Origin of the sequence: Caloramator sp. E03 (genome assembly GCF_006016075.1) — a bacterium.
Lineage (GTDB): Bacteria > Bacillota > Clostridia > Clostridiales > Caloramatoraceae > Caloramator_B.
In genome coordinates this window covers 1,507,122-1,522,579 of sequence record NZ_CP040093.1, presented here as the reverse complement: position 1 = coordinate 1,522,579, position 15,458 = coordinate 1,507,122, and the positions used below count along the sequence as shown (strand labels likewise).

Genomic DNA, 15,458 nt, shown 5'->3' with positions numbered 1-15,458 from the left:
GAGTGTTGTTGTTATGAGAAAGATATTTTTGGCTATTCTTCTTCTTGCTGTTTTTTTTAATTTTTCAAGCTGTAGAACTACCCCTAAAATTTCTAAACCATCTACAGAGTCTGTAAAAACAAAAGTTGAAGATAAGAAAAACAAAGTTAATATAATATTATATTTTCCTTCTAAAGAGGCAAATACCCTTATTCCAATTTCCACTAAAGCAACCTTTAATAGCTCTTTAGAAAGAACAATTGTTGAAGAGTTTTTAAAGGAACCTGTTTCAAAGGATGTTTCATATATAATTCCCAAAGGAACAAAGCTTTTGTCTATACTGAAAAAAGAAGATACAATTATATTAGATCTTTCTAAGGAATTTAGTACTATTAGTACAGATAACTCTCTTCTTTTAAATAGTACTATTTATTCAATTGTAAATTCTTTAACTGAAATACCAGGTGTAAAGAATGTGTTGATAAAGGTAGAAGGTAATACTCCAAGTATAGGGAATTTATCCTTTACATCTCCTTTCAAAAGAAATAGAAGTCTAATTAAAAGGGATAAAACTTCAAATCCAAGTCAAATATTAAAAAAGCAGATGGATTTAGAAGCTGAAGGCAAGTATCTTGAGGCTTATCTTCTTTATTCTGATGATGAGAACAATACCTATAGAAAGTATTTTGATTATTATGTAAAAGAAAATGAAGAAGCAGCAGCTCAAGGATTTATATCTAAGAATTTTACCGTTGGAGATTATACTATTGATAGCACTGGAAAACATGCCTTGGTTAAAGTAATTTTTAATGATACTGGAAGGGAACTTAAGATTGGAATGGTTAAAATTGATGATGCGTGGTTGGTAGATTGGACTCCTCCACAATAACTTTTAAAATGCTATGACTATAAATGTCATAGCATTTTGATGTTTTAGGTAACAAATTATAGTATAATATAGTTAAATTATTAAAAGGAGGGATATTGTGAGAGGAGAAGAGAGAAGAAATTATATATTATCTTTATTAAAGGATGCTAAAGAGCCTGTAAAAGGAGGAGAGCTTTCAAACAGGTTAAAAGTTAGTAGACAGGTAATTGTTCAGGATATAGCACTTTTAAGGGCAGAAGGTGCAGATATAATTTCAACTCCTCAAGGATATCTTCTTTTACAAAATGCTAAAAATACTGTAAGAAGAATAATTGCAGTGAAGCATGAAGAAAAGGATATAGAGGATGAACTTAAAACTATAGTATGTATGGGTGGAAAAGTTTTGGACGTTACAATAGAACATAAAATATATGGAGAAATTACTGGCAGGCTTATGTTAAAATCCATGTATGATGTAGATGAATTTATGGAGAAGTTAAAGAGCAATAAATCAAAGCCATTATCTTACCTAACTGATGGAGTTCACATTCATACTATTGAGGCAGATAATGAAGAAATTATGGACAGGATAATAGATGTTCTAAAATTAAAGGGATATATAATTCCTTCGGAGGTTTAATATAATGAAAAAAGGTGTAGTTAAATTTTTTATTTGTTTAATTATACTAATTACAATTATACTCTCTTTTTCAAATTTTATTATTGATATTCAATGGTTTTCAGAGGTTGGGTATTTAAATGTATTTTTAACATCTTTTAAGGCAAAGATTATTATATTCATACCTACTTTTTTATCTTTATTTATTTTAATTGCGACATATACGATATATCTTAAAAACAGCTATACAAATATAGAGTCAATTGTTTATGATAAGATTAAAAATAAAAGATTAAATAGACTATTTGTATTAATCTCTTTAATTATATCATTTTTTATATCCTTAGCTTTTACAGGAGCTTTTTGGTATGAGATACTTGAATTTTTAAATGGTAAGGATTTTGGCTATAAAGATCCTATCTTCAAACTTGATGCTTCTTTTTATGTTTTCAAACTACCATTGATTGAAGGAATTTTAAGCATTTTAATAACTGTAATTATTCTTTTAATCATCATAACTTTAGTATTTTATTCTATAATAAAGGCAAAGGAAGGTATAGTGGGTTTAAAAGGGTTTATAGATATTAGAAATAGTATACTTACAAGGTTTATAGGAAAGCAGCTTGCTATATTTGGAGCGATTTTTCTTTTGCTCTTGTCAGCTTATTTTTATATAAAAGGGTTAAACCTTGTATACTCACCAAGGGGTGTTGCTTTTGGAGCAAGTTATACTGATGTTCATGTTTCTCTTCCTATGTATAAGATAATATCAATATTTTGTATTATATCTTCAATTGTAATAGCCTTTTGCATAATTAAAAAGAAAGTAAAAATAATAATTGCTACGGCTGTGTTTATAGTGTCTTTAATAATATTTGAAGCTTTACTTTCAGGTATAGTTGAAAAATTTATAGTATCTCCCAATGCAAGGGACAAGGAGATGCCTTATCTTACTTATAATATAGATGCAACACGAATTGCATTTAACCTTAACAACCTAATTGAAAAGGATTTTTCAGTAACTAATTCTCTAACGCAAAAGGATTTAGATGATTATAAAGATACCATTGAAAATATAAGGGTAGCAGAGTTTTCACAGGTACTTGATGTATATAATCAAATACAGGCAATTAGAAATTATTATAGGTTTAATGATGTAGACATAGATAGATATAATATAGACGGTAAAATAAGGCAGATATTTATTTCTGCAAGGGAACTTGATAATTCAAACAGAGAGCAAAAATTTCAAACATGGCAAAACAAACATCTTTTTTATACCCATGGTTATGGTGCTGTTGCATCCTTTACTAATGTTGTTAATGTATCAGGGCTTCCTGATTTTATATTAAAGGATATACCTTCTACAGGTATGCTAAAAATTGATAAGCCACAAATATATTTTGGAGAGATAAACAATGATTATATAATAGTTGATGCAAAGAGTAATGAAATTGACTATCCTTCAGGAAATGATAATAAAGAAACAAGATATGATGGAAGAGCAGGAATATATCTAAATCCTTTAAATAGGATGCTATTTGCAGTAAATCAATGGAGCTTAAATTTTCTATTATCAAATGATATCACATCTAAAAGCAGGGTAATATTAAATAGAAATATAGTAAACAGGGTTAAAAAGATTGCTCCATTTATAAACTATGATAATGATCCTTATCTTGTATTATCGGAGGGAAGGCTTTATTGGATTATTGATGGATATACATCAACTAATAGATTTCCATATTCAGAACCCTATAATGGAGTTAACTATATAAGGAATTCTATAAAGACTGTTGTAGATGCATATAATGGAGATGTTGATTTTTATATATCAGATAAAAATGATGCAATAGCACAAACGATTGGTTCTATATATTCAGGAATTTTTAAAGATTTTAATGAAATGCCTGAAGATTTAAAGAGGCATATAAGATATTCAGAGGATGTATTTTTAATTCAAGCAAGTGTTTTTGAAAAATATCATATAAAAAATCCTATAACTTTCTATAATAGTGAAGATCTATGGAGTATTGCAAAATATAAAGATAAAAATGGTCAGGATGTAAATGTTGATACGGTTTATCAGATAATGAGGCTTCCAGGGGAAGATAGAGAAGAGTTCCTTTTAACAATACCTTTTACTGTTGCAAAAAAGGAAAATATGGTATCCATTCTTGCCGCAAGAATGGATAAGAATTTATCTCAACTTGTTCTTGTAAGATTTCCTAAAGATAAGGCTGTTTATGGCCCACAACAGTTTAATTCTAAGCTGAATACAGATACAACAATATCCAGTGCAAGAACTCTTTGGGGACAGCAAGGATCAGAGGTTGTGCTTGGAGAAACAAACATAATACCTATAAAAAATTCTATAATCTATGTAAGACCTCTTTATATAAGGGCACAGTCAGGAAAGAGCCTTCCTGAACTTAAAAAGATTATAGTTGGATATGGTGATAGGATTATTATGGAAGATAATATTCAGCAGGCTTTCTTAAAACTTTTTAATACAAATATTACTGAACCTTCTGTTGTAACTCCTACAGAAGAAGGTGATGCAAAATCCTTTGCTAAACAGGCTGAAGATATATTTAATAAAATGAAAGAATCTCAAAGGAATGGCGATTGGGCAGCCTATGGAGAGTATTTAAAGCAGCTTGAAGATATTATAAATAAGCTCAATAATGTAGTAAAATAGCCTATGATTTTATATAGGCTTTTTTCTTTGATAATATCATAATATAGGCACCAATTAATATAAATCCAATACCTATTATAGTGTTTAGAGGTATTTCTTCTTTTAGTAATATGAAAGATAAGATTGGAGCTAATGCAGGCTTTATAAAGAATACTATGGAAGATATCACAACAGAAGTTTCCTTAATTGCAGCAAAATATAGTAGATATCCTAAGCCAGTAACAATAATACCAAGATATATAATGTGAGGAATAATATCACTTGATATTTCTCTAATAGGTACTTTAAAAATTAATAACAAAATAAGAAGTAGGATATCTCCTATTAAAAATGAAAAACATGTTAAAGTTGTGCTACCGTATGTATCTATTTTTAATCTTCCTATTACACTATATAAGGAAAATGCGATAGCTGCAAATAAAGATAATATAATTCCTATTATATCTGGATTTATGCTAAAGGGATTAAATATTATTATTACCCCTATTATGCATAGTACCATAGATAATATTGTTTTAATATTGAACTTTTCTTTTAAAATAAAATATGCAAAAGGTAAAGTAAATATGGGGTTTGTACTAAAAATTACAGCAACAGTTGAAGCTTTAGTATATATTATTGCTAATTGAAAAAATATCATTGAAATTGAAACACACAAAAAACCAGTAAATGCAAAATATAAAAAACTTTTAAAATCTATTTTTATTTTCTTATTTTTAATTTCTTTTATTGAAAAAGGTAAGAGTATTAATCCTCCAATTAAAAATCTTATAAAGGTAAGTTCATAAGGGCTAATTTTATTAGAAATTAATTTAGATACTATTTCCATAGTGCTGAAAATAAAGGCAGATAAAAATATATAAATATATCCTTTTTTCATAGATACACCTCCCAAGCAGTACTCTAGTTTTGTTAAGTTATATGATATTTGAATTTCATCTCTCCTTTGAGTTATCTTATATATAGCGAAAAACAAAATACCTCCGAAGGAGAGATGAAATTATGTGCAAGTCATTGAATAAAATTTCATGTCCAAGATGCCATAGTCAAAATCTCTATCGCTTTGGGAAAGACAAAGCAGGTAATCAAAAATATCAATGTAAAGACTGTAGACGTCAGTTTACTCTTGAAGATTATAAGGGTAAGAAAAATCGTGTATTGAGAGGGTATCCTCGTTGTCCTGTTTGTGGTAGTGGTACTTATTTGCACCATGATTATGAGTACTATTCCCATTATACTTGCAACTCTAAAAAATGTGGTCATTCTATTTATGTTGCAAAACCTATTAATATACCCTCTGCATCTTGTGAATTAATTAAAGGAAAGACAGATTTTAAAAGAATGAGATTTCCATTATTTTTAATTCTTACTGCACTTAACCTCTATTATCTAAATGGTTCTTCAACAAGAAGAATATCTCAATTTTTTAAACTAACCTACAATGTCAAAGTTTCTCATGTAACTATTGCATCTTGGTGCAAAAAATTTGCTCCAATTTTTCTAAGTATAGCTAATAAACTTACTGAAAATCTTGATTTAAGTGCATCTGATGAATGGCATGCCGACGAAACTGTCGTTTTTATTAATGGTAAAAAACATTATCTTTGGTTAATTATAGATTCAGAAACCAGAATGGTTCTTGGTTTTAATTTATCTCCTTCAAGAGATGCTTCTCAAGCTTTTTCCTTGTTTAAATCTGCAAGTAAGTTTGGATGTCCATCGGCTATTGTGACCGATAGATTAGGCTCATATAATCTTGCTACTAAAACTATTTTTAATTCTTCAAAACACATAAAAGTTCAATCATTTAAAGATGATATATCCAACAACTTGCTAGAAGCTTTTAATGATACATTTAAAGACTGGTATAAACGTAAAAGAGGTTTTAAATCATTTGAAAGTGCAAACACTCTAATAGCAATGTTTATTTTCCATTATAATTTTTTAAGACCTCACTATTCTTTAAACAATCTAACTCCTGCACAAGTTGCTGGTATTTTAGTTGATGAAAAAAATATTAATAACTGGCTTCTGTCTGCTTAATTCTCAAATAAACCATATATTCTTAACACACCTACATTTTAAGTTTTAAGTAGGTGCCTTCGGCATGCCTTTTTTTGATAAATCCAGTATTATCAAATTTTATTAATTTAGATTACATAAAAAAACTGTGTAATTTTGTGTAATTATACGTGTAGCTACGCTATTTTTTCATATTTACTTAACACAATCAGTACTCTATTATTTTATTACAAAGATTTACTTATATCAAATTAAAAAGTTAGGTAAATATATTACCTAACTTTAAAGAAGGTTTATATGCCACTGCTTTGGGAAGCAATACTATCAAGGTTTTTAATTTTTCTTAAAAGTTCTTCTTTAGAGATTATATTTTTATTTATTAGAAGCTCAATAAGGCTCGTTAAAGTAAGCATAGTTTTGTAATCTATTTCTTTTAAATTTAGAAGCTGATAAAATATATTAGTTTCATTCATATTACCCCTCCCCTATTAGAATTATTTACATTATAATAAATTCTATACATAGCAGTTGCATTTTTTTATATTAGTGATATAATTATTGATAATTAAACCTATGATAGGGAATAGTAGGTAGGACAAATGCTTAAAGAGAGCCTGTGGATGGTGTGAACAGGTAGTATTATCCTATTGAATCCACCCTTGAGGGTTTGCGATGAGCAAAACGGCTGTGCACGTTAAGCACGTTAGAGTGGACCTTATGGTCAATTAGGGTGGCAACACGGAAGTTAGCCTTTCGCCCCTTTTATATGGGTGCGGAGGGCTTTTTAATTTATATATAAATGAGGAGGGTTATAATGCTTGATATTAAAAGAATTAGAAATAATCCGGATATGGTAAAACAGGCTATGTTAAACAGAAGTAAAACTTTTGATGTCAGCTTAATCGATAAGGCAGTAGAGCTTGATGAGAGAAGAAGGCAGATATTAGTTGAAGTTGAAGCTTTAAAAAGCAAAAGAAATACTGATTCACAGCAAATACCTAAATTAAAAAAAGAGGGTAAACCAGTAGATGCTCTTATGGCTGAGATGAAAGAGCTGTCTGATAGAATAAAGGAATATGATGATGAGCTTTCAAAGGTTGAAGAAGATATAACAGCAGTACTTCTTAGAATACCAAACATTCCAAATGAAGATGTTACTGTTGGAGAAAGCGATAAAGATAATGTTGAAGTTAGGAGATGGGGAGAGCCAAGAAAGTTTGATTTTGAAGCAAAAGCTCACTGGGATATAGGCACAGATCTTGATATACTTGATTTTGAAAGGGGAGCAAAGGTTACCGGAGCAAGATTTACTTTCTATAAAGGTCTTGGTTCAAGGCTTGAAAGAGCATGTATAAACTTTATGCTTGATCTTCACACTCAAAAGCATGGATATGTTGAAGTATTTCCACCATATATGGCAAATAGAAAGGCTATGACAGGAACAGGACAGCTTCCAAAGTTTGAAGAAGATATGTTTAGGCTTCAAGGCCTTGATTATTTTCTTATACCAACAGCAGAAGTTCCTGTTACAAATATGTATATGGATGAAATATTAGATGTAGAAAAGCTTCCAATAAAGCATACTGCATATTCAGCATGCTTTAGGGCCGAAGCAGGTTCAGCAGGACGTGATACAAGGGGTCTTATAAGGCAGCACCAGTTTAATAAGGTTGAGCTTGTGAAATTTGCTGATCCTGAAAAGTCTTACGAGGAGCTTGAGGCTTTAACTAATGATGCAGAGGAAGTTCTTCAACTTCTTGGACTTCCATATAGGGTTGTTAAGCTTTGTAGTGGAGATCTTGGATTTTCTTCGGCAAAGACTTATGATCTTGAAGTTTGGATGCCAAGCTACGGAAGATATGTAGAGATTTCAAGCTGTTCTAACTTTGAAGATTTTCAGGCAAGAAGGGCAAATATAAAATTTAGAAGAAATCCAAAAGCAAAACCTGAGCTTGTTCATACTCTAAATGGTTCTGGGGTTGCAGTTGGAAGGACTGTTGCAGCAATTCTTGAAAACTATCAAGAAGCAGACGGAAGTGTAACTATTCCAAAGGCTCTTATTCCTTATATGGGAGGTATAGATAAAATTACCAAGTAGAAATTAAAAAAATAGGAACATTTTATGTTGACATCAGCTGATATAGCTGATATAATATAAAATGTTCCGACATGGAGAGGTGGTCGAGCTGGTTTAAGGCACCGGTCTTGAAAACCGGCGTAGGGGTGACCCTACCGTGGGTTCGAATCCCACCCTCTCCGCCATATATAATTTTAATGTGGAGAAGTACTCAAGTGGCCGAAGAGGACGGTTTGCTAAACCGTTAGTAGGGGTAACTCTAGCGCGAGTTCGAATCTCGCCTTCTCCGCCAAATGCCGCACATTGTGCGGCTATTATTTTAAACTTTTGTCTAACTTGCATTTTATGCTTTTCTATGTTAGAATAACTTAAGTGAATATGCGCTGGTAGCTCAGCTGGATAGAGTAACTGACTACGAATCAGTAGGTCGCAGGTTCGAATCCTGTCCGGCGCACCATGTAAAGCCTTGAAAGATCTAACTTCAAGGCTTTTAATATTTTTTGAATCTGATAACAAATAAGCCAATGACAACAAAATGACAACATGAGAAAAAAAGAAGGCAATTTAAAGCCTTCTTATAAAGTAATTAAGAATGGGTAAACATATAAAATATTATTCTTCCCAACAATCAGCGTTTTTAAGTCCTTCTATATTCTTTGCTTTAAATTTAGGATTAAGGCCTTGCTGTTTTTGAGATTCATAGTCTTTCAATACTTTAAAGGCTACATTTCCAAGCATCAATATAGCTATTATATTAAGAATAGCCATAAGTCCCATAAATAGGTCTGCTAAATCCCAAACTATTTGAAGAGATGCAATTGAACCCCACATAACCATTGCTACAACCAAAATCCTGTAAATAGTTAAATATGTTTTACTTGAATTTATAAATTCAATGTTTGTTTCTCCATAGTAATAATTTCCTATAACAGAACTATAAGCAAACAGGAAAATACATACAGCAATAAATATGCCTCCCCATCCCCCAACATGGTAAATCAGTGCACTTTGAGTAAGCTTTATACCAGTTAATCCACTTTTAGCGAATTCGCCTGAAGTTAAAATTATAAATGCTGTTGCACTGCATATTAAAAGCGTATCTGTAAAAACGCTAAGTGTTTGAATAAGTCCCTGCTTTGCTGGATGAGATGTGTGGGCTGTAGCAGCAGCGTTAGGAGCACTACCCATACCAGCTTCATTTGAGAAAAGGCCTCTCTTTATTCCCATCATAATAGCAGCACCTATTCCTCCACCTACTGCTTGTTTAATACCGAAGGCACTTTTAAAAATCATTTCAAATACATGAGGAATTAAAGTAATATTTTTAATTACTATAAATAATGCAACTACAACATAAGCTATGGCCATTACAGGAACTATTGCTTCAGCTGTTTTTGCAATTCTCTTTACTCCACCAAATATAATAAATGCTGTTAAAAGAGAGATAACTAAACCTGTTATATAAGTTTTAATACCAAATGCCTTATCAAAGGCTTGTGATATCGTGTTTGCTTGAACTGAATTAAATACAAGGCCAAAACATATAGTAATCAGTATTGAGAATAATATTCCCATCCACCTTTTTCCAAGAGCCCTTTCCATATAATATGCAGGTCCTCCACGATAGTTTTCCCCATCCTTTACTTTATAAACTTGAGCTAATGTACTCTCTACAAAGCTTGATGCCCCACCAATTAGTGCTATAACCCACATCCAAAATACTGCCCCTGGTCCGCCAATAGTAATAGCTGTTGCAACTCCAGCAAGGTTTCCTGTTCCAACACGTGATGCTGTGCTTATACAAAACGCTTGAAAAGATGATACATGGCTTGTTCCTTTTGCACTACCTGTGCCTTCTGTTAAAAGTTTAAACATCTCCTTGAAGTATCTTAGCTGTACAAACTTAGTTTTTAATGAAAAGTAAAGCCCAGCTACAATTAATAAAGCAATTATTACATAAGACCAGAGTAGAGTGTTAATTGTGTTAATAAAATTTGATAAAATTTGGCTCATATTATACCTCCATTTATTATTTTATTTGGACTTGGCAGTAATAATTTTGTAGATTTTGCACTAAAGATTTTGGACAATAACCCTCAGAATTGTAAGCATTAATGATTAGTCAAATGGACATGATAATTTTAACTTTTGGCGGAGGTTATAAACAAAATACAAAACAAAAGCATCCCATTTATAGCATTTTTAAGTAAGTTCTTAACATAAAAAGGATGCTTATATAATGAGCAAAATTTGATTTAAATAATTACTCACTAATTTTTTAGTTTATAATATATCGACAAAAAAATCAATACCTTAAAAAATGAAGACTGTTATCGTTTGCTTTGCTTTTAAACTATTAATATTATACCCACTTTTAAATTAATTTTTTATATTTTTACTGATTTATAAGTAATGTACTTAGATTATAAATTATTGAATTTTTATACAAAAATTTTTTAAAAATTTACAAAAAGCATTGACAAATGAATTTTATGGTAATATAATTTTTAGAAAAGTTAAAATTACATTTAACGGCTTTGATGGAGAGAAAGATGTCGAGTATAAACTTAAGAGAGTCAGCGGTTGGTGCGAGCTGATGTTTAGTGACATGTAATAATCACTCCGGAGCTTCCAACTGAAAGTTGTTAAGCAAGTAGGTTTGGGCGGATGCCTCCGATACAGGGCTATATGGTTGAAATATAATATTGTATTAGCAGTATTATATACGACCTGATATAATGAGGCATATTTTATATGCAAATTAGGGTGGTACCACGGAGAATATATCCTTCGTCCCTATAGATAATATTATCTATAGGGACGAAGGATTTTTTTATAATAAATAAAAGGAGGATTTGAAAATGAGTGAGTATTTAGCGTTTTATCAAGGGGAGTTTGTAAAGGAAGACAGTATAAAAATAAGTATAAGAAGTAAAGCTTTTAATTATGGATTAGGATGCTTTGAGGGTATTAGAGCATATTGGAATGAGGAGAAAAAGCAGCTTTATGTTTTTAGGCTAAAAGAGCATTATGAAAGGCTTTTGCAGTCATGCAAAGCTCTTAATATCAATATTCCATTTACTATTGATCAGCTTTGTAATGCTACTGTTGAACTTTTAAAGAGGAACAATTTTAAAACCACTGTATACATAAGGCCTGTTGCATATAAAAGTTCAGAAAATCTATCTCCTTCTCTTTATGATGATGATAATAGCTTTTTAATATATTGCCAACCTTTAGAGAGGTTTATTGAGAAAGAAGCTTTTAGAGTTTGTATATCCTCATGGCGAAGAATATCTGACAATATGATTCCTGCAAGAACTAAACCAACAGGAGGATATTTAAATTCAGCCCTTGCATCTTTAGAAGCAGCTTTAAATGGTTATGATGAAGCTATATTTTTAACTGAGGATGGAAAGGTTTGTGAAGGCCCAGGAGAAAATATATTCATATATAAGAATGGTAAACTTATAACCCCTCCAGCGTCAGATAATATACTTGAAGGCATTACAAGGGATATGGTTATGAAAATTGCAAAGAATGATTTGAACATAGAAGTTGTGGAAAGAAGTATTTCAAGGACAGAGCTTTATGCTGCAGATGAGGTCTTTTTTACTGGTACAGCTATGGAGGTTGCACCAGTTATTGAAGTAGATAGAAGGATTGTAGGAAATGGGAAACCAGGAGAGGTATCATTAAAAATTAGAGAATATTTAATGAATGCTGCAATGGGAAACATTGAAAAATATATATATATGTGTACACCTGTTTATTGATAAAAGATGAATATTAAATAAGACGGTTACTAATAGTTTTTGTAATTGCTTTTGTTTCATAGAAAGATTTAGTAACCGTCTCTTCTTATTCATTTAAAATGGATACAAGTTCTTTAATGAAAGAATCAATAATATTATTTTCATTAGCTTTATTCCATGCAGCAATTATTTTATGCTTATGATTTGTCTGTATATATTTTAGTACAGGATTATGCTTGTATTGTATCCAGTCATCAAATATAGCAACGCCTAAACCATTTTTAACATTTAGAATCATCGATTCAATATTTGGTACAACTGAGATTTTTGGAGTAAATCCATAGCTATTGCATATTTTAATTACTATATCCCTTGAAGTTATTTTTGATTTATCAGAAAAGACGAAAAAAGTTTCGTCTTTAAAGTCATTAAATGAAAGATTTATTTTGTTTGCTAAAGGATGAAATGATGAAAAAAACAACAAGCTCGGTATGGTCGTTATCTCTTTAATCTTTATATTTGGTAAATCCTCAAAATTAGGTGAAAGGCTGATTGCTAAATCAATTTCTTTATTTTCTAATTTACTACTTAAATCTTTATAGTTATAGCTGACAAATTCAATAGAGATATTTGGATAACTTGAGAAAAGTGCTTTTGTAATATAAGGTAGATATTTTGACATATCCCAACCTTCTAAAAAACCTATCACTATATATGTATTTTTTTCATTAATTATTTTTTGGGCATTTTTTATTGTTTTTTCATAGTCGATTATTGTTCTTTGAAAAAATTCATAAAATAATTTTCCAACAGGGGTAAGGGATACACTTTTATTGCTTCTTTCGAATAATTGAAATCCCAATTCTTTTTCCAATGATATTATTTGTTTGCTAATAGCGGGCTGTGAAACATATAAATTTTGAGCAGCCTTTGTAAAACTTAAAGTTTTGCATAATTCCATAAAATATTGTATTTGTATTTCGTTCATAGGGTTCCCTTCTTATAGTAAAAATTTTTGTACTATAAATAATATAGCATATAGTATTTTAAAATTAAATATTTTGAAATTTTTTATAACTCATAGGTTATACAACCATGCAATATGGATATTATACTTTTAAAAATTATCATACTATTATGAAAATGTAAGGATTAATTTTATGAATCAAAATGAAAAGGTACAGATGGAGGTTAATAAGGATGTGTAGACGTAAAGAACCTTTGGCAAAAAATATAGAATTGGTTGCTTTTAATGATTTAAATGGGAAACCAGGTTTTCAAATGGCTATGCAAAAAGTACAAGACAGATATTATTTATATACTGCTTCCTTTAGACACAATGGATGGAATATTATAGATGTTACAGATCCTAAACATCCAAGAAATGTAAAATGGATGGAAGGACCTTGGTTTTTTGAAGGTGTGCATGATGGACAAGGAACTCCTAAAATTCAGATAGCAGATGGAATAATGATAACAGCCCATGGGGGAACATTGAAAGAACTACATGGAACGGAAGTAGGTCTGCCATTTTGGGGCGGCATTATGATCTGGGATGTAAAAACTGATCCAGAGAACCCGATTCTTTTATCTAAATTCGAATGTAAAGGAGGTGCAGGTGTACACAGATTTTTTTATAATGGCGGAAGGTATGTTTATGTGACGGGAAGCTGTGAAGGATATAATGGATTTATTTTAAGGATAGTAGATATAAAAGATCCAAAAAATCCAGTGGAAGTTGGAAGATGGTGGGCATCGGAACAATATCTTAACGATAAGATTACAGCTAAAAATACACGTTACGGTTCAGCGGAAGCACTTTCTTCACCTTTCTTGCATGCTTGTGTAGCAAAAGATGATATCGTTTATATGGCTTATGCAAATAAAGGATTTATTATGCTTGATGTAAAAGATAAGGCTAATCCTAAAATGCTTAATTGTTTACATCTTAATCCTCCTTTTGGTGGAGGAGCTGCAGGGGCACCAATTCACTCTGTACTTCCCCTTGGAAACCGTCCTTATGTTGTTGTTACAACAGAAGGTGAAAGAGCAAGATATTTTTGTAATGAAGCAACTGAAGGCTTATTCAAAAAGATTGTAACCCAGCCGATGAACATGATTGGCATTATTGAAATAACAGATATCAGTAACCCAAGCTTAATTTCTATTTTCCCATATCCAGAAGTACCTGAAGGATATACACATGGGACAAACTTTAATATTGTTGATGGCGTACGTATACCATTTGGACCACATAATATTTTTGACGCATTTGGTCCTGACGTTTATGAAAAGAGAGATGATAGAGTTTACTGTTGCTATTTTAATGCGGGGCTTCGCATATATGATGTATCAGATCCTTTCGTACCAAAGGAGATTGCTTACTTTATCCCTCCTGATCCTGAAGCTGATTTATTTAATAATCCAACAGGAGATTTGCTTCCAGGATCTAAGGTGGCAATCACAGAAGATGTACTTGTAGATGATAGAGGCTATATTTATGTTGATACTTTCCAAGACGGCTTGTACATTTTACGTTGTACCGTTTAGATATAAAAATATAATCTAATAAGTGAGAGGATTACAATGGAAAAAAAGCTTCAAAACCTTATAGATGTTATTTCAATAATAAAGGATATAATTGAAGGGGATTTTTCATTAACTGTTACAAATAAAAGTGAATGTATATATTCTGAGGATGGAAATACAGTAAAAGCACCATTTAAGGTGGGGCCTTTAAATAGTATTGAAATGACAGGAATACAACAAATCATTAAGGAGAAAAAGAAATTATACAAGGTACTAAAGAAAGAAATTGATGGTTTAGATATGAAGATTATTGCAGTACCTATATTTGGTGACGATGGAGAAGTAATTGGAACACTTGGAATTTCACAAAGCACAGAAAAGATAGAAGAAATAAAAAATAATTCTATCAATTTGATGAGTTCCTTGCAAAAGGTGAGCGAAACTATTAATGGGATTGCCGATGATGCTTTAAAGCTATCAGAACAATTGAATTTTATGATTGAAAAAATTAAACAGGTTGAAGAAAACATAAGTGAAAGCAATCAATTTGTTGATTTGATTCATAACATATCTAAACAATCTAATCTTTTAGGCTTAAATGCTTCTATAGAAGCAGCACGGGCAGGTGAAAATGGGAGAGGATTTTCAGTTGTTGCAAATGAAATGAGAAAATTAGCTCTGTTAAGTCAAAAAACTGCTGAGAAAATGTCTGCAGTTCTTTTGGATATTGATAAGGGTAGTAAGTTTATTTCTAATTCTATAAGTACTATAGGCGAAATTGCAGGAGAACAAGCTTCTTCTGTAGAAGAGATAGCTGCCACTATTGAACAAATAGCAACAAGTTCAAAAGTTTTAGTTGATAATTTAAATATAAACATTTAAAAAGTTATAATTAAAATAAATAGGAG

12 protein-coding genes, 3 tRNA genes and 2 other annotated features are annotated in these 15,458 nt (G+C 31.0%); of the genes, 11 read left to right on the top strand and 4 right to left on the bottom strand.

What is annotated here, in order from left to right; genetic code table 11:
* Window positions 1–13 precede the first annotated feature (13 nt).
* The 3 genes from FDN13_RS07545 to FDN13_RS07535 all read left to right on the top strand — a co-directional run bounded on the left by FDN13_RS07545 (window position 14) and on the right by FDN13_RS07535 (window position 4,167).
* A complete protein-coding gene (locus FDN13_RS07545) occupies window positions 14–868 on the top strand; it encodes a GerMN domain-containing protein (RefSeq protein WP_138979649.1) in 855 nt (284 codons plus the stop codon).
* A gap of 97 nt (window positions 869–965) precedes the next feature.
* Window positions 966–1,487: a transcription repressor NadR gene (locus FDN13_RS07540; RefSeq protein WP_138979648.1), complete on the top strand. Its 522-nt coding sequence runs from the start codon at window positions 966–968 to the stop codon at window positions 1,485–1,487.
* A 4-nt stretch (window positions 1,488–1,491) separates the two neighbouring features.
* Window positions 1,492–4,167: a UPF0182 family membrane protein gene (locus FDN13_RS07535; RefSeq protein WP_138979647.1), complete on the top strand. Its 2,676-nt coding sequence runs from the start codon at window positions 1,492–1,494 to the stop codon at window positions 4,165–4,167.
* A gap of 1 nt (window position 4,168) precedes the next feature.
* Here the strand turns inward: FDN13_RS07535 and FDN13_RS07530 are convergent, their stop codons facing one another.
* Window positions 4,169–5,047 (bottom strand): DMT family transporter, encoded by an 879-nt coding sequence (locus FDN13_RS07530; protein ID WP_138979646.1) that lies wholly within the window; start codon window positions 5,045–5,047, stop codon window positions 4,169–4,171.
* A gap of 122 nt (window positions 5,048–5,169) precedes the next feature.
* On the opposite strand from FDN13_RS07530, the gene FDN13_RS07525 reads away from it, so the two are divergent.
* On the top strand, window positions 5,170–6,210 hold the full coding sequence (locus tag FDN13_RS07525) for an IS6 family transposase (RefSeq protein ID WP_138979478.1): 1,041 nt from the start codon (window positions 5,170–5,172) through the stop codon (window positions 6,208–6,210).
* Window positions 6,211–6,482: 272 nt separating this feature from the next.
* Here FDN13_RS07525 and FDN13_RS07520 read toward each other — a convergent pair whose 3' ends face one another.
* Window positions 6,483–6,662, bottom strand: coding sequence for a hypothetical protein (locus FDN13_RS07520; protein WP_138979645.1), 180 nt, complete (start codon window positions 6,660–6,662; stop codon window positions 6,483–6,485).
* 91 nt (window positions 6,663–6,753) lie between these two features.
* Window positions 6,754–6,953: a binding site (T-box leader), on the top strand.
* A gap of 50 nt (window positions 6,954–7,003) precedes the next feature.
* On the opposite strand from FDN13_RS07520, the gene serS reads away from it, so the two are divergent.
* The 4 genes from serS to FDN13_RS07500 all read left to right on the top strand — a co-directional run bounded on the left by serS (window position 7,004) and on the right by FDN13_RS07500 (window position 8,723).
* Window positions 7,004–8,287 carry a serine--tRNA ligase gene (gene serS / locus FDN13_RS07515; RefSeq protein WP_138979644.1) on the top strand — a complete coding sequence of 428 codons (1,284 nt, stop codon included), beginning with the start codon at window positions 7,004–7,006 and terminating at the stop codon, window positions 8,285–8,287.
* Window positions 8,288–8,360: 73 nt separating this feature from the next.
* A tRNA-Ser gene (locus FDN13_RS07510) sits at window positions 8,361–8,451 on the top strand.
* A gap of 16 nt (window positions 8,452–8,467) precedes the next feature.
* Window positions 8,468–8,558, top strand: a tRNA-Ser gene (locus FDN13_RS07505).
* A gap of 88 nt (window positions 8,559–8,646) precedes the next feature.
* A tRNA-Arg gene (locus FDN13_RS07500) sits at window positions 8,647–8,723 on the top strand.
* Window positions 8,724–8,878: 155 nt separating this feature from the next.
* Here the strand turns inward: FDN13_RS07500 and FDN13_RS07495 are convergent.
* Complete coding sequence (locus tag FDN13_RS07495; protein ID WP_138979643.1) at window positions 8,879–10,279, bottom strand: alanine/glycine:cation symporter family protein; 1,401 nt, start codon at window positions 10,277–10,279, stop codon at window positions 8,879–8,881.
* Window positions 10,280–10,794: 515 nt separating this feature from the next.
* Window positions 10,795–11,067 (top strand) — a binding site (T-box leader).
* A 60-nt stretch (window positions 11,068–11,127) separates the two neighbouring features.
* On the opposite strand from FDN13_RS07495, the gene FDN13_RS07490 reads away from it, so the two are divergent.
* Window positions 11,128–12,042: a branched-chain amino acid transaminase gene (locus FDN13_RS07490; protein WP_138979642.1), complete on the top strand. Its 915-nt coding sequence runs from the start codon at window positions 11,128–11,130 to the stop codon at window positions 12,040–12,042.
* An 85-nt stretch (window positions 12,043–12,127) separates the two neighbouring features.
* Here FDN13_RS07490 and FDN13_RS07485 read toward each other — a convergent pair whose 3' ends face one another.
* Window positions 12,128–13,009 carry a LysR family transcriptional regulator gene (locus tag FDN13_RS07485; protein WP_138979641.1) on the bottom strand — a complete coding sequence of 294 codons (882 nt, stop codon included), beginning with the start codon at window positions 13,007–13,009 and terminating at the stop codon, window positions 12,128–12,130.
* A 212-nt stretch (window positions 13,010–13,221) separates the two neighbouring features.
* Here FDN13_RS07485 and FDN13_RS07480 point away from each other — a divergent pair, with 212 nt between their 5' ends.
* Window positions 13,222–14,571 carry an LVIVD repeat-containing protein gene (locus FDN13_RS07480; protein ID WP_138979640.1) on the top strand — a complete coding sequence of 450 codons (1,350 nt, stop codon included), beginning with the start codon at window positions 13,222–13,224 and terminating at the stop codon, window positions 14,569–14,571.
* Between the two features lie 36 nt (window positions 14,572–14,607).
* Window positions 14,608–15,432 carry a methyl-accepting chemotaxis protein gene (locus FDN13_RS14540; RefSeq protein WP_138979639.1) on the top strand — a complete coding sequence of 275 codons (825 nt, stop codon included), beginning with the start codon at window positions 14,608–14,610 and terminating at the stop codon, window positions 15,430–15,432.
* Window positions 15,433–15,458: the final 26 nt, after the last annotated feature.

What these genes read in the sequence shown, in the direction of transcription:
- FDN13_RS07545 (WP_138979649.1), top strand. Translation starts at nt 14, where the DNA reads ATGAGAAAGATATTTTTGGCTATTCTTCTTCTTGCTGTTTTTTTTAAT.
- FDN13_RS07535 (WP_138979647.1), top strand. Translation starts at nt 1,492, where the DNA reads ATGAAAAAAGGTGTAGTTAAATTTTTTATTTGTTTAATTATACTAATT.
- FDN13_RS07530 (WP_138979646.1), bottom strand. Translation starts at nt 5,047, where the DNA reads ATGAAAAAAGGATATATTTATATATTTTTATCTGCCTTTATTTTCAGC.
- FDN13_RS07525 (WP_138979478.1), top strand. Translation starts at nt 5,170, where the DNA reads ATGTGCAAGTCATTGAATAAAATTTCATGTCCAAGATGCCATAGTCAA.
- FDN13_RS07520 (WP_138979645.1), bottom strand. Translation starts at nt 6,662, where the DNA reads ATGAATGAAACTAATATATTTTATCAGCTTCTAAATTTAAAAGAAATA.
- serS (WP_138979644.1), top strand. Translation starts at nt 7,004, where the DNA reads ATGCTTGATATTAAAAGAATTAGAAATAATCCGGATATGGTAAAACAG.
- FDN13_RS07495 (WP_138979643.1), bottom strand. Translation starts at nt 10,279, where the DNA reads ATGAGCCAAATTTTATCAAATTTTATTAACACAATTAACACTCTACTC.
- FDN13_RS07490 (WP_138979642.1), top strand. Translation starts at nt 11,128, where the DNA reads ATGAGTGAGTATTTAGCGTTTTATCAAGGGGAGTTTGTAAAGGAAGAC.
- FDN13_RS07485 (WP_138979641.1), bottom strand. Translation starts at nt 13,009, where the DNA reads ATGAACGAAATACAAATACAATATTTTATGGAATTATGCAAAACTTTA.
- FDN13_RS07480 (WP_138979640.1), top strand. Translation starts at nt 13,222, where the DNA reads ATGTGTAGACGTAAAGAACCTTTGGCAAAAAATATAGAATTGGTTGCT.
- FDN13_RS14540 (WP_138979639.1), top strand. Translation starts at nt 14,608, where the DNA reads ATGGAAAAAAAGCTTCAAAACCTTATAGATGTTATTTCAATAATAAAG.